Source organism: Streptomyces sp. JJ66, from assembly GCF_019303495.1.
GTDB lineage: Bacteria > Actinomycetota > Actinomycetes > Streptomycetales > Streptomycetaceae > Streptomyces.
This window is the reverse complement of the sequence record NZ_JAEVFI010000027.1, coordinates 32802-53929: the sequence shown is the minus strand read 5'-3', so window position 1 is coordinate 53929 and position 21128 is coordinate 32802. Positions and strand designations below refer to the sequence as shown.

Below are 21128 nucleotides of genomic sequence, written 5' to 3'. Positions count from 1 at the left end.
CCCTGACCAGCGTTGGACTAACAAACACGCCCTCCGCCGGTACACCCGCTTACGCCAGGTGCCGCGAGCCCCCGCATACGCCGGGTGCCGCGTGGCCGGTTTCGCGTGTGGGTAGCGGTCGAGTTACGCGCGTGGGTAGCGGTCGAGCCAGCCGGGGGAGCCCGTCGGGGTGGCCGGGCTGTGCAGGGCGGCCCCCTGGGTCATCTCCATCGCGAAGTCGTCCGCGAGCTGAAGCATCGTCGCCCGGCCCTCCAGCTCCACCACCCAGTGCGGCGGCAGCGCGGTCTCGCCGTGCAGCGCGCCGAGCAGGTTGCCGCAGATGGAGCCGGTGGAGTCGGAGTCGCCGCCGTGGTTGACGGCCAGCAGCAGCCCGTGCCGCACATCCTCGGCGACCAGCGCGCAGTACACGCCCATGGCCAGCGCCTCCTGGGCGACCCAGCCCTCACCCAGCGACTCCACCCGTTCGGCGCTCGGCATCCCCTGCCGTACCGCGCCCAGCGCCCGCTTCAGCGCGTCGGTGGTCTCCTCGTGCCCCGGGTGCACCGCCAGCTGGGTGAGCGTCTGCTGCACGGCCGCGTCCAGCGACTCGCCGCGCGTCACCGCGTGCACGATCGCCGCGAACGCACCGGCCGCCAGATACCCGGTCGGGTGGCCGTGGGTCTGCGCGGCGCACTCCATCGCCAGCTGGAACACCAACTGCGGCTCCCAGCCCACCAGCAGCCCGAACGGCGCGGACCGCATCACCGTCCCGCAGCCCTTGGACTCCGGGTTCTTCGGCCGCTCCAGGGTGCCCATGCGGTCGTCCGCCAGCCCGGTCAGGCACGCGTTGCCCGGCCCGCGCCGCGCGTACAGCCACTCCTCGCGCGCCAGCCAGCCGTCCTCGCGCCTGCGCTCGTCCGGCCCCCAGTCCCGCTGCGTGGCCGCCCACCTGCGGTACGCGGCGTGCACGTCGGTCGGCGGATGCCAGGCCCCGGTATCCCGCCGCACGTGGGCGCGTATCAGCCCGTCCACGGTGAACAGGGTCAGCTGCGTATCGTCGGTCACCGCGCCGCGCCGCCCGTACGCGGGCACGTAGTCGGTGACGCCCTGCGGCCCGTACGCCTCGCGGATCGCGGCCAGCGACGCGAACTCGACGCCCGCCCCCAGCGCGTCCCCGATCGCCCCGCCGAGCAGGCACCCGCGCACCCGGCCGCGGAACGCCTGCTGCTCGGCACGCCCCCACACGCCCGCCCCACCGGCCTGCTCCAACCCGGTCACGGCAGCCCCCTCACCCGGCCCTACACATCCGCCCCGCACTGTATTCCACCACCGCGACCCCCTCCCGTGACCAGGTGCCGGACGCTGCCCGACCCGCCTCCCCGACCCGCTGCCGCAACCGGCCGCGCCTCCTGCCAGGGTCGGCCCGCCCGTACCTGAGAGCGCGCCCCGCAGCCGACGTTTCGAGCCCCAGGTGGACGGAAACCGGACAGGACCTTATCTCCAACCGTGCTCGGAGGTGAGGCACTCTTGACGCTGACCGCCAACAGGGGAACGCTCGTGGAACCCAGTGGAACCAGCGAGAGGACGGCAATAGCCATGGCTCTAGGGTTCATTGGGATTGACTCCGGCACCGCTCAGGGCAACTGTCCTGCGGTCTGGATCGATGACGAGAAGAAGGAAGTTCTCTTCCAGGGCTGGAAGGCCGACGATGAGACGAAGGCTGTCTGTGTGACTGACAGTCCGCAGGCCGAAAGCGAGGGCATCGTCCGGCTTCCGTACCGCATGGTCGAGCTGATCAGGAGGGTGCGTGATGAGGCTGAGGGTTCCTAGCTTCGAGGACCTGCTGAACTCCGCAGAGCGTGCAGCGGTACATTTGGAGCTGCGCGACGTCTATGCGGCAGATACGGAATCCGAGGAGTATCAGCACTGGAAGAAGACCGGCTACCGACGCGACGACGAAGCCGCTGCCGCGTACTGGAAGCCGTGGGTGAACCTCATCTCGGGCCTCGTAGCACGGGGTGTGAGCGTTCGCCGCGCCCGCGTCGTCTCGGAGCCTGTGACCGAGTACATCAGGTACGAGCATTCTGGAACCCCGTGGATTGTCAGGGCAGGAGAACAAGTGCGCTGGCTCCCCCGCAGTCGGGCGAGCGAGCTAGCGCTTCCCGGTAATGACTTTTGGCTGATCGATGATAAGGCCGTGCGCTTCAACCTCTTCTCAGGGGATGGGAAGATCATCGATCCGCAGTACACCGAAAACCCCAAAACTGTAGCCCTATGTGCTGACGCGTTCGAAGATGTTTGGAAACGCGCAATCCCGCACGAGAATTACGAGATCTGACGGGCTGACTGACTAAGACATGCCCGCCTCCCCCTCGTCAAGTGCGCAAGAGGCCCGTAAGGCCGTAGCTGACCGACTACGGGAGATCAGGAAGGACGCGGGCTTGTCTGGCCACACTGTGGCTGTCAGTGCTGGTTGGTGCAAGTCCAAAGTCTCTCGTCTCGAGAACGCCGTCACTGCGCCTACCCCCGAAGACATTCGCGCATGGTGTCGTGCTTGCGATGCTGACGACCAAGCGGCAGATCTAGTTGCTGTGGCTCGCTCTGCCGACAACATGTACGTTGAGTGGCGCCGTGTTCAGCGATCTGGCTTGAAGCAGCTCCAGGAATCATACATCCCGTTGTACGAGCGCACGGGGGTGTTCCGCACCTACTGCTCGAATGTAGTACCCGGAGTGCTGCAAACCCACGCCTACGCATCGGCGCTGCTGCGTTCCATTAGCAAGTTCCACCAGCTTCCTGACGACGTGAGTGCCGCCGCTGATGCTCGGCTGGATCGTTCTTTTCGAGTGGTTCGAGAAGGTGGTCATCGATTTGCGTTGGTACTTGAAGAAGCGGTGCTACGGCACCGCGTGGGCGACGCTGAGACCATGGCCGGACAGCTCGGTTATCTGCTGTCGTCCATGGCATTTCCTTCCGTTTCGCTAGGTGTGATTCCATTTTCCGTTGAGCGGTGCATGTGGAAAACGGAAACGTTCAGCGTGTACGACACCGAGCAAGCCGAAGTCGAGCTGCTTACCGCGCGCGTGAACATCACTGCGCCGAGTGAAGTCAGTCAATACCTCCGCGCATTTCAGGAGTTCTCTCGGCTGGCCGTGCACGGGGCAGAAGCCCGGGCGTTGATCATCGCGGCGATTGACGCGTTGGAGTGATGAGCGTGGAACTCTCTGGAACTTCATAGATGTTGGATGTCAACGCTCCGTAGCGTCTTCATCACGTGAGTGACGCGAAGGGGTGTCGGATGTCCGAGCCAACGAGGTATTCCACTGCGCCGGTTGAGTTGCCGTTGCGCTGGGAGGCGGCGCCGGAGCCGGTGGAGGGGTGTGCGGGGTGTGCTGCGCTGGTGAGTGTGCGGGATCGTGCGCGTGCGGGTGGGGACATGACGACGGTCTCTGACTGCAACGTCTTCCTGGCCCGGCACCCCGAGGGGCACTGACGGCGGCCCCGGCGTCCGGTGTTCCCCGGGTGGACCGTGCGTCCGGTGTGGTGTTCGTTCCGCGTGGGGCGGTCGTCAAGCCGTGTCCCTTCCCGTGCTCCATCTGCCAGGCGAAGGGGCGTCAGTAGGGCCGTCTGAGGCAGGCGGCGGTGCCTGCGCCGTCTCGGGGCGTGCTGGCCACGCATGCCCGCGCGCTCATCCCCAGACGCCCCGCCCCATGCCGGGCGGGGTCCGGAAACACCGAGGAGAAAGGAGCGTTCCCATGACCCGTGTGGCTGTGGAGACGTACGCGTCTCGTACGCCGGATGCTGAGGGCTGGCGCGGTATCCCGTTCGCGCACCCGGCCCTGGACGGCGGCAGGCACGACGGAGGGCCGATGCCTCCGGAGGCCCCACGTCCCCCTGAACCCAAGCCCGACGACGACAAGTAGCCACGGCTGAAGGCATGACGAAGAGCGCGCCCCACCTCATGGCGGGGCGCGCTCGGTTCGAGGCCGGTTGGTAAGCGGGCCGCCTGGAGCCTCTATGCTGCGCAGGGCTGTGAAGGCGCCTGACTGGCCTGTTCGTGCCCTCAGGTGGAGGTCCGGTTGAGCGCGTACGAGCGGAAGCACCCATGAAGGGCGGGAAACGTGCAGCACTGGCACTTCACCCTCATTCTCGACCGCACGCTCACCGAAGATGACATGGAACCTTTCGCCGAGCGGGGCGAAGACCTGGGCAATCCGGAGAACGGGTCCCTCACTCCCACCTGCTGCGGGCCGGACCCCTCCGAAGTGGCCTGCTGGACCCCAGGCATCTCCCTCCTGGACGCCGTAGTACAGGCCGCCTACACGGTCACCCAGGCCACCGGCGCCCGCCCGGTGCGCGTAGAGGTCGCGGAAGAGCACCGCCGCAGCCTGCACGACCTCGCCGCCATCGGCTAAGGCCCGTTGCCTCGCGTGGCGTGCCCGCCGTGGCGATGGGCTGCTCAGGCGTTGAAGCCGTACTCCAGGACGTACGCGTCCGCGCGGAGGATCATGTCGTTGACCTCCACCGCGCGGCCGTCCTCGGTGTAGGCCGTGCGGCACACCAGCATCACCGGGGTGCCCGCCGACAGGGCAAGCGCGTCGGTCTCCTCCGCTGAGGGCATGCGTGCGCGCACCTCCTCCCGGAACCGCACCGGCTCGTGCCCCAGCTCCGTCAGCCGGGCGTAGAGCCCACCCGGCCCGGTGTCCGGTTCGGTGACGGGCGTTCCCCGGACCAGCTCGGCGGGCAGGTACGACGTGGCGAGCAGCACGGGTTCGCCGTCCAGCGCATACCGTCGCCTGCGGACGCAGACCGGCGCGTTCGGCCCCACGTCCAGGACGACGCCGATCGCGTCCGGTACCGGCTCCTCGCTCACCTGGACGCGATCGACGCTGACCTCGCGGCCCTCCGCGTCGGCCTCCCATACCGACCGCCCAGCTCCCCACTGCTCCCGCGCCACGCGCGGAACGCTGCGCCGCCGAAGGGGACGGACGGCCCGGACGAAGACACCCGCACCCTTGCGGGCCTCGGCAATGCCTTCGCTCTGGAGCACGCTGAGCGCCTGGCGTGCCGTCATCCTGGCCACTTGGTGCGTGGCCATCAGGTCGTTCTCGCCCGGCAGCCGGTCCCCGGGCGCATAAGTGCCGTCCGCGATCGCGCCCTTCAGCTCCTCGGCGATCCGCCGGTACTTGGGCTGTGGCCTGCTGCCGTCACCGTTCATCCGTCACTTCCTTCGGACCATCTCCAGCTACCGGGGCTGATCGCGTCGCTGCACTGCGGGAGGAAACCACGTGGGCACCGGTTCTCTTCGAGGATGCGCTGGGGATTATCACGACGGTGAGGGAGACCGAGCCAGCCCGGCCCGGGTGGGGCGTCAGGGGTTCAGGAGGGGGAGGAGTTGGGGGAGGTGGCCGTCGGAGGACTCGGCGGTGGCTACGCGGTCGGCGGGGACCTCGCCGTAGGTGGTGGTGCGGGGGCGGGCGGGGCGGCCGACGGAGGCGGCGATGGCGCGCAGGTCGCGCACGGAGCGGTAACTGCCGTAGCTGGATCCGGCCATGCGTGAGATCGTCTCCTCCATCAGCGTGCCGCCCAGGTCGTTGGCGCCGGAGCGCAGCATCTCGGCCGCGCCCTCCGCGCCGAGCTTGACCCAGCTGGTCTGGATGTTGGGGATGTGAGGGTGGAGGAGGAGGCGGGCCATGGCGGTCACCGCGCGGTTGTCGCGGGTGGACGGGCCCGGGCGGGCGATCCCGGCGAGGTAGACGGGCGCGTTGGTGTGGATGAAGGGGAGCGTGACGAACTCGGTGAAGCCGCCCGTCTCCTGCTGGACGCGGGCCAGGGTGCGCAGGTGCCCGAGCCAGTGGCGCGGCTGGTCAACGTGGCCGTACATCATCGTGGACGAGGTGCGCAGGCCGAGCGAGTGGGCGGTGGTGACCACCTCGATCCAGGTGGCCGCAGGCAGCTTGCCCTTGGTCAGCACCCAGCGCACGTCGTCGTCCAGGATCTCGGCGGCGGTGCCGGGAAGGGAGTCCAGGCCCGCCTCTTTGGCCGCCGTCAGCCAGTCGCGGAGGGACAGGCCGGTGCGGGACGCGCCGTTGACGACCTCCATCGGCGAGAACGCGTGGACGTGGATGCCGGGCACGCGCTCCTTCACCGCGCGGGCGATGTCGAAGTAGGCGGTGCCCGGCAGGTCGGGGTGGATTCCGCCCTGCATGCACACCTCCACCGCGCCGACGTCCCACGCCTGCTGGGCCCGGTCGGCGACCTGGGACAAGGAGAGGGTGTACGCGTCGGCGTCCGTGCGGCGCTGGGCGAAGGCGCAGAAGCGGCAGCCGGTGTAGCAGACGTTGGTGAAGTTGATGTTCCGGGTGACGACGTAGGTGACCTCGTCGCCCACCACGTCGCGGCGCAGCGTGTCGGCGATGGAGCACAGGGCGTCCAGCGCCGGACCGTCGGCGTGGAGGAGGGTGAGGGCCTGGTCGTCGGTGAGCTGGGTGGGGTCGGCGGCGGCCTGGGAGAGCGCGGCGCGCACGTCGCCGTCGATGCGCTCCGGCGCCATCCCGGGCGCGGCCTGCTCGCGCAGCGCGGCCCAGTCGCCGTACACCTCGTCGAAGTCGTCGCGCCGGTCGGCGGTGCGGCCGGTGGTGTCGATGGTGCGGTGCAGGTCGGTGCGGCCACTCGCGGTGAACGGCTCGTCCGGCTCCTGCCACGGGTGGCCGGTGAGGACGGCGTCCGGGCGGGCCAGCCCCGTTTCCGGGTCGGCCAGCGCGCGCACGTGGGGGAGGACGCGCGGGTCCAGCCACGGCTCACCGCGCCGGACGAACTCGGGGTAGACGCACAGCCGTTCGCGCAGCTCGAACCCGGCGGCGGCCGAGCGCTCGGCGAGCAGGTCCAGCTGCGGCCACGGACGCTCGGGGTTGACGTGGTCGGGCGTCACCGGGGAGACGCCGCCCCAGTCGTCGATTCCGGCCCCGATCAGGCGCGCGTAGGCGTCACTTACCCCGGCACTCGCCCCGGCACGCTCCCCGTCGTCCACCAGGTTCGGCGGCGCCTGGAGGCAGGCGGACGGTCCCAGGATGTGCCGGGCGACGGCCACCGTGGCCACCAGGTCGTCCAGTTCGGCGTCCGGCGCGTGCCGCATCACCGTGTCCGGCTTGGCCCGGAAGTTCTGGATGATCAGTTCCTGGATGCCCTGGTAGGCGCGGGCGACCCGGCGCAGCGCGAACAGCGACTCCGCGCGCTCGACGACCGTCTCCCCGATCCCGATCAGCAGCCCGCTGGTGAAGGGGACGGACGAGCGGCCCGCGTCCTCAAGTACCCGCAGCCGCACGGCCGGGTCCTTGTCCGGTGAGCCGTGGTGCGGGCCGCCGGGCTCGCTCCACAGCCGCGTCGCCGTCGTCTCCAGCATCATCCCCATCGACGGCGCGACGGGCTTGAGCCGCTGGAAGTCCGACCAGGAGACGACGCCGGGGTTCAGGTGCGGCAGCAGCCCCGTCTCCTCCAGCACCCGGATCGACACCGCCCGCACGTAGGCCAGCGTGTCGTCGTAGCCGCGCGCGTCCAGCCACTCACGCGCCTCGGGCCAGCGGTCCTCGGGCTGGTCGCCGAGCGTGATCAGCGCTTCCTTGCAGCCGAGCGCCGCGCCACGCCGCGCGATGTCGAGCACCTCGTCCACGGACAGGAACATCCCGTGACCCTCGCGCCGCAACTTGCCGGGCACGGTGGCGAACGTGCAGTAGTGGCACCGGTCGCGGCACAGCCGGGTCAGCGGCACGAACACCGACTTGGAGTAGGTGATGACGCCGGGCCGCCCCGCCGCCGCCAGCCCGGCGTCGCGTACCCGGGCGGCGGAGGCGGTCAGGTCCGCCAGGTCCGCGCCGCGCGCCTGGAGCAGGACGGCCGCCTCGTCCACGTCCAGCGCGACGCCGTCCCGCGCCCGCCTCAGCGCGCGGCGCATCGCGTTGGCGGTGGGTGCGGGGGTGGCGGCGGTCGGTCCGGACGACGGGGCGGGGTGCTGCGCGTCGGAAGGCATGCCCCGAGCGTACGACGCTGACCCGCCCCGCCCGGTCAGACCGTTACCGGGCGGGGCGGGAGCCTGGCCAGGGCGTGCCCGGCACGGGCGGGTGCCCGGCCAAGGCGGGTGTCTGGCACAGGCGGGTGCCTGGCTGGGCGCGGGGCGCGACCGGGGGACCCACGGCGGGGGAGTGTTACCCGGTGGGACGGGGGTGGGTTACCGGACGCGGGTGAGCTTCGCCCCCGGTCCGGGCTCCGTCAGCTCGCGCTCCAGCGCGACGGGCACCCGTACCTGCCCCGGCCCGTCCCCGACCGTCAGGTGTCCGACCTCCGTGCCCGGTTCCGCCTCGTGCGGCACGCCGTCCTTCGGCGCGTCCAGGCCCAGGTCCACCGTCAGCCCCGACCAGCCGACGGCGGCGACGTCCTCGGTGGCGACCAGCGGCGTCCGGCCGCCGAGACCGTCATCCACGACGCCGACAACCTCGCCCTTCTTGACGAACGTCTCCGAGGCGAGCACGTCCTGTGCGGACAGGATCAGCTCCTTGCCCGCCGCCAGCACCGTGTCGATGATCGAGGGCTGGTGCTGGCCGAGGACGGCGCCGATGACCAGCTGCCGGGTGCCGCCGGCGTCGGCCGTCGCGGCGAACAGCAGGTTGCCGCCGGCGGCGGTGGTGGTGCCGGTCTTGATGCCGACCGTGCCGAACTGCGGGACGAGGAAGTTCCAGTTGCGGTGCGTCTTGCCGCTGCTGTCCTCATAGCTCGGCTTGTTGACGATGTCGCGGAACACCTCGAACTCCATCACCGCCTTGCCCAGCTTCACCTGGTCCTCGGCCGTGCTGACCGTCTCCGCGCGCAGCCCGCTGGGGTCGGTGTAGGTGGTGTTCTTCATGCCCAGGTCCTTGGCGGCGGCGTTCATCTTCTCCACGAACGCCTTCTCCGAGCCCGCGTCCCAGCGCGCGACGAGCCGGGCCACGTTGTTCGCCGACGCGATCATCAGCGCGTTGAGTGCCTCGCCCTGCGTGATCGTTTCACCGGCCGTCACCTCGACCGTCGACTCGCCCTGCTCGCTCAGGCCCGCCTCCTGCTCGGCCTGCTCGTCCACCGGGATGCTCGCGCCCTCCTCACCCGGCTTCACCGGGTGCTCCTTGAGCAGCACGTACGCCGTCATCACCTTCGCGACGCTGGCGATCGGCACCGGCTTCTGCTCGCCGTGCGTGCCGAACGAGCCGAGTCCGTCCACCTCCATGGCCGCCTGCCCCTCACTGGGCCAGGCGATCTGCGGCTCGGCGCCGTCGAAGGCGTATGACGCGTTCGCGGTGAGCTCCAGCTCCGGCTCGGGCAGCGGACGCAACAGCTGGGCCGTGCCCACCACGAACACCAGGAGGAGGATGAGCGGGGTGTAGATCTTGATCCGGCGCAGGAACGTGCGCAGCGGTGTCTTGGGCGGCGCGGGCTTGTTGGTCAGCTCCGCGAGCAGGTCGAGCGGCTGCTGTCCCGGTGTGGGCGGCATCGGCTGCTGCCGCGTCCGCTCCGGCTCGGGGACTTCGGCGGTCCGGTCGGCGGGGGTGGGGGCGGGCTCGGGTTGGGGTTTGGGGGCGGGCTTGGGTACGGGGCCGGGTGCGGGCTCGGGCTGGGTGGGGGTGGGTTTCCCGGGGGCGGGCTTCTCCGGCTCGGCGCGCGGGGGGCTGGTGGCGTCGGCCGAGCGCAACGCCACGAACCGGCTGGTGCGCTCGGCGGGGTGCTCGGGGCGGGACTCCGGCTCCGGCTCGGGCTTTGGCTCCGGCTTTGGCTCCGGCTCGGGTTTCGGCTCGGGCTGGGGGCCGGGCTCGGGCTTCGGCTCAAGCTTGGGTTCCGGGTCGGGCTCCGGCTTCGGCTGCGCGTCGGCACCGGGTTCCGGCTCGGCGTCGGGGGCGCCCTCGGCGTTGGCGTTCGCCGTGGACTCGGGGTCGGCGTCGCGCCCGGGCTCGGCGTTCTGCTTCGGCTGCGCCTCCGGCGCGGGTTCCGGCTGCGGCGCAGGCTCGGGCTGCGGCTTGGCGTCGGCGTCCGACGTGGTGTCGGCGGACGCGTCCCGGTTCGGTGTGGTGGCCGGGCTCGACTCCGCGTCGGCCTGCGGCCCCGGGGCCGCGCCGGACGCCGCCGGGGAGTCGGCCGGGCCGGTCCCGGAGCTGGAGCCGAGGCCGGAGTCCGCAGGCGTTGCCCGGCTCGGGGTCTTTCCGGGCGCCGGGGTCGTGGCGCCCTGGTCCGGCGCGGTCTCGGGGTCCTTTGGGCCGGAGGTGTACGCCGTGCGGGGGTCGGTGGCCTCCCGATGGGCGGGAACCGTCCCTCGTTCCTCCGTCGTCTCCCCCGACGACCCCACGTGCTTCGACTTGTCGGGGGACTCGCCCGCCACCGTGCCTCCTGCTGTATCCACTGAAACGCTTCGCGTCTGCCGCACCAGTGTCGCCGTCCGCGCGTCCGGATTCGAACGCGCGACGCGGCTGACCCCGGCCTCCCAGTGGCCAGACGGGTACGACATACCTACTGGTTCCCGTACATAGCGGTCAGGTGCTCTCGACAGAACAATGTGAGAGGGGTCACCCTGTCATGCATCCACGCGGGGAGGCATGGATGGGCAGGATTCGCAGAACAATTCCGGAGGAGCTGCTGCTGCTGGCTTTGGACCCGGCCACGGGTACCACGGCACAGCCGCAGTCGCTCGATCTCGGCCTTGCTGGAGCGCAGCTCGTCGAGCTGGCCATGGCCGGGCGTATAGCCCCAGACGGGGACCGCATAGCCGTGGTGCTGCCACGGCCGACGGGAGATCCGACACTGGACTCCGCGCTGGAACTGCTGCGCAGACGCGGCAGCCCGGTGCGGGCCGTCCACTGGGTCGGCGGGCCTCGGCTGGGGCTGCGCCAGACGTACCTCACGCACCTGGAGCGCTGCGGCATGGTGCATGCCGTCAACGGCCAGATGTGCGGGGTGCTGCCGACGACGCGCTACCAGGCGACGGACACGGCGATCAGCCGGGAGATCAGGGCCCGGCTGGATGCCGCGATCCGTACCGGCGTGCCGCCGGACCCACGGACGGCCGCGCTGGCCGCACTGGCCCACGCGGTCGGGCTCGGCAAGCACCTTTACCCCGGCAACGAGGGCCGGTCGTGCCGTTCCCGCCTGCGGGACCTGATCCGGCACGACCCGATGGGCGGCCTTGTCGCCCACGCGGTGATGGACGTGCAGAACGGCGTGGCGGCGGCTGGTCCCCGGCGTGCCGCGGCGGCCGGGGGTGCGCGGGGCCAGCGGTCCGGAGCGTCCGGGCCGCCCGCGTCCGGACGCGCGGGCGGTGTGCCGGAGCAGCCACGGCGCGCGGCCGGTATGGCCCGCGTCGCCGGCGTCCGCTAGCCGCTCGTCGCTGGCCTCGCTGGCCTCGCTGGCCTCGCTGGCCTCGCTGGTCGCTTGCGCCCGCTCTGGCGGGCGCAAGCGTACGTGCTCCTGGGGTGGCCGGACGGTCCGGCGCGGCCGTCCCGGCCCAAGGCGTGGCGTCGCGGTGATGCGCCACGCGGCACGCCAGCCCGGGCACCCCGTGCAGGCGTTCGGATACACGTGGTGGCGAAAATCTGGCAAACACCCCGTGCGGACGCCCCGTTGCTGGCACTCTGCTGTCACGAGCAGAGTCTGACCAGCGGAGGTGTACGTTCCGTGGCGTCCAACATCAATCCCACCGTGAGAAGGCGCCGGCTGGGGCAGGAGCTGCGCAGGCTCCGCGAGGAGAGGGGGATGACGGCCGAGGGGGTCGCCGACCGCCTGCTCGTCTCCCAGTCCAAGATCAGCCGGCTGGAGAACGGCCGCCGCAGTATCAGCCAGCGCGACGTGCGCGACCTGTGCGCCGTCTACGAGGTCACCGACCCGCGCATAGTCGACTCCCTGATGCAGATGGCCAAGGAGTCGCGCCAGCAGGGCTGGTGGCACGCCTTCGGCGACATCCCGTACAGCGTCTACATCGGCCTGGAGACCGACGCCGCGTCCCTGCGCATCTACGAGCCGCAGATCGTGCCCGGCCTGCTCCAGACGCAGACGTACGCCGAGGCGGTCATCGCCGGTGCACTGCCCGAGGCGCCGCCCGCCGAGATCGAGAAGCGGGTGCGGGTGCGGATGCGCCGGCAGGAGCGGGTGACGGCGCCGAAGAACCCGTTGCGGCTGTGGGCCGTGCTCGACGAGGCCGCGCTGCGCCGCCGGGTCGGCGGACGGCAGACCATGATCGAACAGCTGGAACACCTCGGTGAGCTGTCGCAGCTGCCGCACGTGACGGTGCAGGTGATGCCGTTCTCGATGGGCGCGCATCCTGGCGTGAACGGCCAGTACGCCATCCTGGAGTTTCCCGACACCGCCGACTCCACGGTGGTGTACCTGGAGGGCGTCACGAGCGACCTGTACCTGGAGAAGGGGCCGGACGTGCAGAGCTACAGCGTGATGTACGAGCACCTGCGCGCGCAGGCGCTGAACGCGGAGGACAGCCGGGCGTTCATCCAGGACGTCGCGAAGGAGTACGCGCGCGAGACCTGACCGGGGGTCGGCCGGAACCGACTCCCGCAGTCCCGCCCGCGTCGCCCCGGCCCCGGCCCCGCCCCCCGGCCTCGCCCCACGGCCCCGCCCCTGGAAGTGCCCGGGGCGGGGCCGCGTCGCGTCCGTCGATGAGCCCCGCACCGTGGGCGAGGGCGCACCGTACACCCCCGCCGCGAGTGCGGGAAGGCGCTCCCGGAATATGCCATCCGGTCGGGTGAACGACAGCTTCAGGGGCGGCAGTTGGCGAGTACGGTCGATCATGCGCCAGTGAGAAAGCTGGCTTCTCAGCTGATATCCCCCTCCATCAGACCATGATGGGATACCGGGGGAGACGGGAGTAGAGACCATGGCAATCCGGCAGGGCAGGACCACGCACTGGGTGAAGTCCAGCTACTCGGGCGGTAACGGCGCCTGCGTCGAAGTGAAGTCCCCGGCTGAGCGGACGGTCGCGGTGCGGGACTCCAAGAATCCGCTCGGTCCCTCCATCGCCTTCGCTCCGGGCTCCTGGACGTCCTTCCTCTCCGCTGTGGACGCGGGCGGCCTCGGCCAGAGCTGACCCCTCTCCGCGCGGTCCGTCCCGCGCGGTACCGCCCCGCTCCTCCCGGACGGACGCCGCTGGCGGCCCGGCCCGGGGGGCCCGGGGCCGTACCGCCCCCGGCAGTGCCACGTGTTCCCTCCCCCCGCGTGGCGCGGCCGGTCGGCGACGGCTCGCGGGGCGTCACCCGCCAGCCGCGCGCACCCTCGCAGGGTGCGCGCGGCTGCGTGCGTGGGTCCCGGCCCGGCGAGTTCCGGGTGAGCGCGCTCCCGAGGGGTGAACCGGGCGGACGTCCGCGCGCCCACCGCAGGTTCCCGGCGGCTCCACGTCGCCCGGGGTGTTCGGGTGTCCCGCGAGATCGGGTGCCGGAATGCGCCGACGGCCCGGTGTGCGGCAGAAGTCCGCCGCACACCGGGCCGTCGCCCCGTAGAGTGCGCCATACGAACCCCCGTAGCCGTACGTCGCACCGTCTATTTCGTTTTACGGGCCGTGGAAAGACTACGGCGGGACAGACCCCTCTTGTCAAGATGATTTTACGATGAGGGGTACTGGCCGGTTACGCGTAAACTTTGTGAGAGGACCGACCGCGGTTGACCGGCCGCGGAGTTGACCACAAGGGGTGATGGGGTGGACAGGGGGACACCCGGCCACGGGCGCACCATCGCGGACAGGCTCGATCACCTGATCCGCACGCTTCATCCGCCCGGACGAGGGCCGCTCAGCTACATGGAGATCGCGGACGGGATCAAGGAGAAGGCGGGGGCGGGAGGCCAGACGGTCTCGCACGCCACCATCCAGAAGATCCGCAAGGGGGAGATCACCGATCCGAAGGTATCCACGCTCACCGTCATCGCCGGGTTCTTCGGCGTACCGGTGACGTACTTCTTCGACGACGCCGTGGCCGACCGGGTGGACGCGAAGCTCGCCAAGCTCAAGGAGAGTGTCGAACTCACTCGTGCACAGCGGGAGTTGGCCGAAGTGCTGGACGACGGTGCGGTGCGCGACGTCGCCGTGCGGATGAACGGCCTGTCCGTCGGCAGCCTGCGCGCCATCCGTGGCGTCGTAGAGCAGGCCCGGCGCCTGGAAGGGCTTCCGGAGGCTCCACGACGCCGGAAGTGAGCCGAGAGGCGCAACCTCGCCAGGGCTGACGCACGAGGGGGCGCACCCGGCGCACGCGGGGGCGCACCGGTGGCACGCCGGGGCACAGGAACGGCCGGGAATTGACGGGCACGCGGGTTTCCCGTCGTACGCCGCATTCATGCGCCTTCCTTATCTTCTGTAACGGTATTCAGCCCGCGCCCCGGCCCTTCGCCCCCTGAAGCTCATCCGTCCGTTCCGGAAATGGCCCGTAGATTTTGGCGGGGTGTCGTCGGCGGCGCTTAAACTACGGGCGCGAAGGAGTCCGTATGTCCACCACGAGCCGCCGTGCCCGCTGTGAGGCCGTTGCCGACGCGCTCGACCTCCCCCGCCCGTTCGACCTCGACGTCCTGTGCGAGCGCATCGCCGCCCGCCGGGGCCGCCCGCTGCGTCTGGTGCCCCTGGAGGGCGCCCCGGACGCCAGTACCCCCTGCGGGGTCTGGGTGGCGACCAGCACGGCCGACATGATCTTCTACGAGCCCGCCACCAGCGGCGTGCACAAGCTCCAGATCGTGCTGCACGAACTCGCCCACCTGGTGCTCGGGCACGGCGCCCCGGACGCCGAACGTCCCGCGTACGCCACCCGCCTGCTCCAGGACGTCGCCGAGTGCGCCCAGCCCGTTGACGAGGACGGCGATCTCGACCTCGGCCAGCTGCTCCACATCCTCGGCCGCACCAGCTACACCGACGAACAGGAGCGGGAGGCCGAACTCCTCGCCACCATCCTCAGCGACCGGGCGCTCAGCGAGGAAACCCCGCCTGCCTCCGGCCGCGCGGCCGGGGTACTGGACCGACTGGGCGACGCCTTCGGGCCTCCCGCCCGCTGGTGAGGCATCCGTGGAAACCGCCGTACTGATCCTGCTGTGGGCCATGGTCCTGTGGCGCGCGCCCGCCGCCCTGCGCGCCCGACGGCAACGCGCGCTGTGGGTGACCTTCGCCGCCCTCACCCTGTCCATGACGCTGCGGCTGCCCGAGATCATGCGGGCCATCGACGGCGGCACGGGTGTCAACAACCTCTCCACGCTGCTCAAGCACGTCTTCGGCCTCACGGCTGGGGCGGCGCTGCTGGAGTTCGTCTTCGGCATCACCCGGCCCACGAGCCGGGACGGCCGGCGGCTGCGGCTGGCCCTGGCCGGGACGACGCTGCTCGCGCTGACCGTGCTGTTCGCGCTGACGCCGCGCGAGGCTCAGGCGGAGAAGTTCTTCGAGTTCCACGCGGGCGGAGGCGCGGCCGTCACCACCTACCTCCTGGTCTGGTACGCCTACCTGGGCCTGGCCATGGCGGTCGCCGCCACCCTGTTCTGGAGCGCGCAGCGGCACGCGGGCGCGGGCTGGCTGCGCGCCGGGCTGCTCCTCCTCGGCGCGGGCACCGCCGCCAGTGTCGGCTACGCCCTCGTCCGCGCCGCCTTCCTGGTGCTGCGCCTGACCGGCGTGGCGGGCGCGGGCACCGACACGGGCGTCACCCACTGGACGGACGTCGCCAAGCACGCCGCCATCGTGCTCATCCTGCTCGGCAGCGTGCTGCCCGCCGTCGGCGCCGCCCGTGCCGCCCGGCGGTACGCGCGGCACCTGCGGGCCCTGGCGCCGCTGTGGCAGACGCTGACGGCCGCCGTGCCGGAGGTCGTGCTGCCCGAGGAGCTGCGGCGGAGCGAGCTGCGCATGCGGCTGCACCGGCGCATGGTGGAGATCCGCGACGCGATCCTCGCGCTCCAGCCGTATGTGACGGCCGCGCAGCGCGAGCACGCTGCGGCTGTCGCCGCGCGCAGCGGGCTGACCGGCACCGCCCGGCAGGCGCTGGCCGACGCCTGCTGGCTGGAGGCCGCGCGGCACGCCAGACTGGCTGGCCGGCCCCCGGTCGCGAGCGCACGGAGAGGGGACGCCGCGCTGGACGCCGGCGTGGCGCTGGACGCCGCCCCCGGCCCGGCCGCTGGCCCGTCGGCGGGCGCCACCCCGGCCGTGGGTCTCGCCGCACCCGGGACCGCCCCCGCCGCCCCGGCGGGCAGCCCCGCCGACGGCGGCGGTCCCGTGCGGGGGCTCGGCGACCTCAGTGATCTGGACGCCGAGGCCCGCGTCCTGCACGCGCTCCAGGCCGCGCTGCAGCGGCCGGAGGTCCAGGAGTTCACCGTCCGCACCGCCAGCCCGCCCCAGGAGACCGCGCCATCGTGACGACCTCGCCCGTGCCGCCCCCCCACCCCGCCGCCACCCGGTCCGCTACCGCCGCGTCCGACCCCGCGCCCCGCACCGCCGACCGCACCGCCGACCGCACCACCGATCGTCCCGCCGCCCCGGGGGAAGCCACCGACCGGGCCGCCCCACCGGCCGAGGACGCCATAGCACGCTCGCGTGCGGCCCGGTTCGTGACCGACGGGTTCGAGCCGAAGAACTGGATCACCGCGCTCACGCTGCTCGTCGGCTGGCGGGTGGCCGGGCTCGCGGGTGTCGGCTGGGGACTGTTCGGCGCCCTGTTCGCCGCCGTCATCCCGGTGCTGTTCATCACTTTCGGTATCCGCCGCGGCACCTGGGCCGACCGACACCTGGGGGTGAAGCAACAGCGGCTCGTCGTGATGGTGTTCATCATCACCTCGGTGGCCACCGGCACCCTGCTCATGGGCCTGCTCGGCGCGCCCCGGCCGATGATCGCGCTCATCGCCGCGATGGTGGTCACGCTGGTGGTGCTGATGGCGATCACCGTGGTGTGGAAGGTGTCCGTGCACGCCGCCGTCTCTTCCGGCAGCGTGGCCATCCTGGCGCTCGTCTACGGCCCCTGGCTGCTGGCCGCCTACCCGCTCGTCGCGCTGGTGGGCTGGTCGCGCGTCGCGCTGCGGGACCACACGGTGGCGCAGGTGTGGGCCGGTACCGCCCTGGGCGCGGCCGTCGCGGCGACGACCTACGCCCTGCTGCGGGGCTGACCGCGTACGCCGGGCGGCAGGCACCGGGCCACCGGGCACGCGGCACGCGCGTGCCGTGCGGTCAGCGACGCCGCCGGGCCGCGAGCCGCTCCCGCAGGGCCTCGGCGTCCGGCACGAACCACGTCTGCCCGGCCCGGTCGCACTCGCGGACGAAGTCGCGCAGCGCCCCGCTGGCCTCGGTATGCCGCGAGATGTCGCCCACCACGACGAGCCCGACCCGGTACTGGGCGAACTTCTGGACGATGTCGCCTGCCACGCGCGTCCGCAGCTGGAAGAAGGACGCGTCCAACCGCCCGGCCGGGACGACGACCCACTCGGCGCCGTGGTATCCGGCGTTCCCGATGAGGTCCAGGACGTCGGCACCGCCCCGGATCGGCTCGCCCTCCTCGGGGCACCGCAGCACCGGGACGCCGTCGATCTCGTCCACAGTCGTCATGCCCGCCGAGCGTAGGCAGCGCGCGGCCCGGCCGCACCCGGTTATCGCGCCGCCAGCAACTCCAGTATCCGCTCCCCGTACTTGGCCAGCTTGTTCGCGCCGACGCCGCTCACCTCGCCGAGCTGTGCCAGGGTGCTCGGCGCCCGGGAGGCGATCTCGCGCAGGGTGGCGTCGTGGAAGATGACGTAGGCGGGGACGCCCTGTTCCTTGGCCGTCGCCGCCCGCCACGCGCGCAGCTCCTCGAACAGCGGTGCCGCCTCCGCCGACAGCTCCACCGCGGCCGCCTTCTGCCGGGCCGCCGCCTCCTTCGCCGGCCGGGCGGTCTTCGCCTTCACCGGGTCCCGGCGCAGCTTCACCGTGCGTCCGCCGCCGAGCACCTCACCGCTGGCCTCGGCCATGACGAGCGTGCCGTAGTCGCCCTCCACGGCCAGCAGGCCCTGCGCTACCAGCTGCCGCACCACCGACCGCCACTCGGCTTCCGTCAACTCGGTGCCGACGCCGAAGACGGAGAGCGCGTCGTGGTCGAACTGGATGACCTTGGCCGTCTTCCGCCCGAGCAGGATGTCGATGATCTGGCCCGCCCCGAACTTCTGCCGCCGCTCGCGCTTCAGCCGCACCACCGCCGAGAGCACCTTCTGCGCTGCCACCGTGCCGTCCCACGTCTCCGGCGGCGTCAGGCAGGTGTCGCAGTTGCCGCATGGCCCGGACTCCTGGCCGAAGTAGGCCAGCAGCTGCCCCCGGCGGCACTCGACCGTCTCGCACAGCGCCAGCATGGCGTCCAGCTGCGCTGTCTGACGGCGCTGGTGCGCGGCGTCGCCCTGGCCACCGTCGATCATCTTGCGCTGCTGCACCACGTCCTGGAGACCGTATGCCAGCCACGCGGTGGACGGCAGCCCGTCACGCCCGGCGCGGCCCGTCTCCTGGTAGTAGCCCTCCACCGACTTCGGCAGGTCGAGGTGGGCGACGAAGCGGACGTCCGGCTTGTCGATGCCCATGCCGAACGCGATGGTCGCCACCACCACCAGCCCGTCCTCGCGCAGGAAGCGCGCCTGATGCTCGGCACGCACCCGGGGATCGAGCATCGCGTGGTAGGGCACCGCCTGGATGCCATGCTGCGTCAGGTACTCGGCCGTCTTCTCCACCGACGCGCGCGACAGGCAGTAGACGATGCCCGCCTCCCCGGTGTGCTCGGTGCGCAGCAGGTTCAGCAGCTGCTTTCTGGGCTCGCCCTTGGGCACGATGCGGTACTGGATGTTGGGCCGGTCGAAGCTGGCGACGAAGTGGCGGGCGTCCTGGAGCTTCAGCCGGGACGCGATCTCGGTGTGTGTGGCCTGCGTCGCCGTCGCCGTCAGCGCGATACGGGGCACGTCGGGCCAGCGCTCGTGCAGCTGGGAGAGGGTGAGGTAGTCGGGGCGGAAGTCGTGGCCCCACTGGGCGACGCAGTGCGCCTCGTCGATGGCGAACAGCGAGACGTGCCCGCGCTCCAGCAGGCTCAGCGTGGCCTCGCCGCGCAGCCGCTCGGGCGCGAGGTAGAGCAGGTCCAGCTCCCCGGCCAGGAACTCGGCCTCCACCAGGCGCCGTTCCTCGAAGTCCTGTGTGGAGTTGAGGAATCCGGCGCGCACACCCAGCGCCCGCAGCGCGTCCACCTGGTCCTGCATCAGCGCGATCAGCGGAGAGATGACGACCCCGACCCCCTCCCGGACCAGGGCCGGGATCTGGTAGCACAGCGACTTGCCACCACCGGTCGGCATCAGCACCAGCGCGTCGCCGCCCCCGACGACATGCTCGATGATCTCCTGCTGCTCCCCCCGGAACGCGTCGTACCCGAAGACCCGCCGCAGCACCTCCAGCGGCGCTTCCCCCGGCGTCACCGCCCGCGGGGGGAGACCGGCCGCCATGTCACCGGCAGGGTGGGCGTCCCCGGTGGGCGTGAGACCGGCCGGGGCGGCGCCGGGGTACGCGTCGTCGGCGAACGGGTCGCCCGGGTCGTCGTCGGGCGCCTCCCCGAGCTCGCCGCCCCACATGTCGTCCGGCAGGCCATCCGGAGTGCCGTGCGGACGGGCACCCGGGCCAGGGGCCGGGGCGCCACCCACGGCGTCGCCGGTGACGTCGGGAAAGTCGCTTTCGAGGGGAGCCATGCGGCCATGCTAGGAGCCCGCCGCAACCGCCACCGACCAGATCCGGCCAGTGCTCTGTCCGCACCCTGCGACGGCTGGTCGGCAGGACGCAGGTCAGGGGCGCCGCAACCGGAGCCGCCACAACGGAGTGTGCACCGTGCACCCAGACCACCGGCCCACCCGGCGCGGACGTGGCCGGAAATGCCCCCCCGCCCCCAGCGGGAACCCCTCAGCGTCTCGACAGCGCGCTGTCCCCACCCTGTCCCCATCTTGCGGAAAAACGGCCCTCCAGGAGCTTGTCCCGGAGGGCCGTTCGGCGTGTTTCACCTGGTCAGGCGGTGTGCCCCCGGCAGGATTCGAACCTACGGCACCCGCTTTGGGAGTTTTCTCTGATCAAGGCTGTGACCTGTGTAAACGCACTGCTCGACCCGTCTGGCCTGGGGAAATACCCCTCCGTAGTTCTCACGTGTTCGCGGGGCTTCCCGGCCTCATGTGTGCTGAATCCGTTCCGGTTGGCCACTGGGGTGGGTGTGGGTGCCTGATGCGGAGCCTCATCGACGAGGACGACCGGTCGCACTCCGTGAGAACTGCCGCTGTCGCTCGGCGGGCAGGCTGACGGATGCCCCGCTCTCGTCCCAAAGCTGTGAGCGGGCAGGCGGGAACCCGTAGCCTGGGGTCAGCAGCGGTACGCAGCCTGTTCAAGCGGAAGGGATGCCGATGACCACAGCCCCGAGCGGCGTGCCTCACCCGTCCCCGTCGTTGCACCCGCTGCGGACCATCCGTGACATCCGGGAGTCCCTGCCTGAGGATCAACGTCGGCACTTTGACGCAGAGCTCGCCGACACGGAGATCGAGGCACTGCCCGAAATGGTGCACCGCTGGGTGGCACTGAGCAACGACGGCTTCGAGGAGTTCGTGCTCTCCCGGCCCTTCGAGGGGCTGGAGTTCGGCGCCCGCTCCTACGACGAGCAGACGGACGCCGAGTGATCTACCTGTTCGACACCAACGTCGTCGCCGAGCTCACGACCCGGGCGAAGCCCGACCCCCGTGTCCTGTCCTGGTTCAGGTCCACGGCCCGACCCAACCGCTTCCTGAGCGTGATCACCGTGGCCGAGATCGAGGCCGGCGTTGCTGCCACCCCGGATCCCGTACGGCAGGCCCGCTACGCCCAAGCTCTCGCTGTGGTAAGGCACGAGTACCGTGACCGCATCGCGCCGATCGGCGAGCCGGAAGCGGCCGCCTACCTCACGATCCACAAGACGCTCAAGGCCGCCGGCACCAGCATTGACCCACCGGACGCCCTGATAGCCGCCACCGCCCTGGCCAACGGCTGGACGGTGGCCACACGCAACATCAAGCACATGGCCCGAACCGGCGCTCTGGTGGTCAATCCGTGGGAGCAGCAACTGTAGGCGGCCGCAGCGTCGCGTCGGTGCCCCCCGACGACGAGGAAGTGATCACCTGCA

At 71.5% G+C, this 21128-nt stretch carries 21 protein-coding genes and 1 pseudogene; 16 read left to right on the top strand and 6 right to left on the bottom strand.

The genetic code is table 11. The annotated features are described in order from the left end of the window. Positions 1 to 123: 123 nt before the first annotated feature. The gene (locus tag JJV70_RS17995) at positions 124 to 1248 is read right to left on the bottom strand and encodes an ADP-ribosylglycohydrolase family protein (protein ID WP_219049068.1); all 1125 of its coding nucleotides are present in this window, start codon (positions 1246 to 1248) and stop codon (positions 124 to 126) included. A gap of 258 nt (positions 1249 to 1506) precedes the next feature. Between JJV70_RS17995 and JJV70_RS17990 the strand changes: the two genes are divergently transcribed. The 7 genes and pseudogenes from JJV70_RS17990 to JJV70_RS17970 all read left to right on the top strand — a co-directional run bounded on the left by JJV70_RS17990 (position 1507) and on the right by JJV70_RS17970 (position 4394). After that, complete coding sequence (locus JJV70_RS17990) at positions 1507 to 1809, top strand: hypothetical protein (protein ID WP_257574153.1); 303 nt, start codon at positions 1507 to 1509, stop codon at positions 1807 to 1809. Beyond that, positions 1790 to 2317 carry a DUF6879 family protein gene (locus JJV70_RS17985; RefSeq protein ID WP_219049028.1) on the top strand — a complete coding sequence of 176 codons (528 nt, stop codon included), beginning with the start codon at positions 1790 to 1792 and terminating at the stop codon, positions 2315 to 2317. The genes JJV70_RS17990 and JJV70_RS17985 overlap by 20 nt, the downstream gene beginning before the upstream one ends. Before the next feature lie 19 nt (positions 2318 to 2336). Beyond that, positions 2337 to 2543: pseudogene (locus JJV70_RS23305) on the top strand (helix-turn-helix domain-containing protein); the annotation flags it as partial. Positions 2544 to 2627: 84 nt separating this feature from the next. Beyond that, the gene (locus tag JJV70_RS17980; protein WP_306823490.1) at positions 2628 to 3188 is read left to right on the top strand and encodes a DUF5753 domain-containing protein; all 561 of its coding nucleotides are present in this window, start codon (positions 2628 to 2630) and stop codon (positions 3186 to 3188) included. Between the two features lie 89 nt (positions 3189 to 3277). Further along, positions 3278 to 3472: a hypothetical protein gene (locus tag JJV70_RS22940; protein ID WP_257574152.1), complete on the top strand. Its 195-nt coding sequence runs from the start codon at positions 3278 to 3280 to the stop codon at positions 3470 to 3472. A gap of 262 nt (positions 3473 to 3734) precedes the next feature. Beyond that, a complete protein-coding gene (locus tag JJV70_RS17975) occupies positions 3735 to 3902 on the top strand; it encodes a hypothetical protein (protein WP_219046859.1) in 168 nt (55 codons plus the stop codon). A 198-nt stretch (positions 3903 to 4100) separates the two neighbouring features. Beyond that, a complete protein-coding gene (locus JJV70_RS17970) occupies positions 4101 to 4394 on the top strand; it encodes a hypothetical protein (RefSeq protein ID WP_219049026.1) in 294 nt (97 codons plus the stop codon). Between the two features lie 44 nt (positions 4395 to 4438). Here JJV70_RS17970 and JJV70_RS17965 read toward each other — a convergent pair whose 3' ends face one another. The 3 genes from JJV70_RS17965 to JJV70_RS17955 all read right to left on the bottom strand — a co-directional run bounded on the left by JJV70_RS17965 (position 4439) and on the right by JJV70_RS17955 (position 10375). Beyond that, positions 4439 to 5197, bottom strand: a complete 759-nt coding sequence (locus tag JJV70_RS17965) for a GntR family transcriptional regulator (RefSeq protein ID WP_219049025.1) — start codon at positions 5195 to 5197, stop codon at positions 4439 to 4441. 153 nt (positions 5198 to 5350) lie between these two features. Then, positions 5351 to 8005 (bottom strand): bifunctional FO biosynthesis protein CofGH, encoded by a 2655-nt coding sequence (locus tag JJV70_RS17960; protein ID WP_219049024.1) that lies wholly within the window; start codon positions 8003 to 8005, stop codon positions 5351 to 5353. A gap of 198 nt (positions 8006 to 8203) precedes the next feature. Then, positions 8204 to 10375 carry a serine hydrolase gene (locus JJV70_RS17955; protein ID WP_308294886.1) on the bottom strand — a complete coding sequence of 724 codons (2172 nt, stop codon included), beginning with the start codon at positions 10373 to 10375 and terminating at the stop codon, positions 8204 to 8206. Positions 10376 to 10593: 218 nt separating this feature from the next. Between JJV70_RS17955 and JJV70_RS17950 the strand changes: the two genes are divergently transcribed. The 7 genes from JJV70_RS17950 (at position 10594) to JJV70_RS22935 (ending at position 17109) form a co-directional block, all read left to right on the top strand. Further along, entirely contained in the window at positions 10594 to 11367 is a 774-nt protein-coding gene (locus JJV70_RS17950; protein WP_219049022.1) for a GPP34 family phosphoprotein, read from the top strand. Between the two features lie 297 nt (positions 11368 to 11664). After that, positions 11665 to 12528: a helix-turn-helix transcriptional regulator gene (locus JJV70_RS17945; RefSeq protein ID WP_219049021.1), complete on the top strand. Its 864-nt coding sequence runs from the start codon at positions 11665 to 11667 to the stop codon at positions 12526 to 12528. Positions 12529 to 12874: 346 nt separating this feature from the next. Next, on the top strand, positions 12875 to 13084 hold the full coding sequence (locus JJV70_RS17940) for a DUF397 domain-containing protein (RefSeq protein WP_219049020.1): 210 nt from the start codon (positions 12875 to 12877) through the stop codon (positions 13082 to 13084). A gap of 606 nt (positions 13085 to 13690) precedes the next feature. Next, the gene (locus tag JJV70_RS17935; RefSeq protein ID WP_219049019.1) at positions 13691 to 14182 is read left to right on the top strand and encodes a helix-turn-helix domain-containing protein; all 492 of its coding nucleotides are present in this window, start codon (positions 13691 to 13693) and stop codon (positions 14180 to 14182) included. Positions 14183 to 14469: 287 nt separating this feature from the next. Further along, complete coding sequence (locus JJV70_RS17930) at positions 14470 to 15030, top strand: hypothetical protein (protein ID WP_219049018.1); 561 nt, start codon at positions 14470 to 14472, stop codon at positions 15028 to 15030. Positions 15031 to 15037: 7 nt separating this feature from the next. Beyond that, the gene (locus JJV70_RS17925; protein ID WP_219049017.1) at positions 15038 to 16366 is read left to right on the top strand and encodes an MAB_1171c family putative transporter; all 1329 of its coding nucleotides are present in this window, start codon (positions 15038 to 15040) and stop codon (positions 16364 to 16366) included. Further along, positions 16363 to 17109, top strand: a complete 747-nt coding sequence (locus tag JJV70_RS22935) for a hypothetical protein (protein WP_257574151.1) — start codon at positions 16363 to 16365, stop codon at positions 17107 to 17109. Before JJV70_RS17925 ends, JJV70_RS22935 begins: the two co-directional genes overlap by 4 nt. A 61-nt stretch (positions 17110 to 17170) precedes the next feature. Here the strand turns inward: JJV70_RS22935 and JJV70_RS17915 are convergent, their stop codons facing one another. After that, complete coding sequence (locus JJV70_RS17915; RefSeq protein ID WP_219049016.1) at positions 17171 to 17545, bottom strand: DUF4180 domain-containing protein; 375 nt, start codon at positions 17543 to 17545, stop codon at positions 17171 to 17173. Positions 17546 to 17586: 41 nt separating this feature from the next. Then, positions 17587 to 19443: a DNA helicase RecQ gene (gene recQ, locus JJV70_RS17910; protein WP_257574165.1), complete on the bottom strand. Its 1857-nt coding sequence runs from the start codon at positions 19441 to 19443 to the stop codon at positions 17587 to 17589. Positions 19444 to 20379: 936 nt separating this feature from the next. Between recQ and JJV70_RS17905 the strand changes: the two genes are divergently transcribed. Both JJV70_RS17905 and JJV70_RS17900 read left to right on the top strand, forming a co-directional pair. After that, positions 20380 to 20649, top strand: a complete 270-nt coding sequence (locus JJV70_RS17905) for a hypothetical protein (protein WP_219049015.1) — start codon at positions 20380 to 20382, stop codon at positions 20647 to 20649. Further along, positions 20646 to 21074, top strand: coding sequence for a type II toxin-antitoxin system VapC family toxin (locus tag JJV70_RS17900; protein ID WP_219049014.1), 429 nt, complete (start codon positions 20646 to 20648; stop codon positions 21072 to 21074). Before JJV70_RS17905 ends, JJV70_RS17900 begins: the two co-directional genes overlap by 4 nt. Positions 21075 to 21128 lie beyond the last annotated feature (54 nt).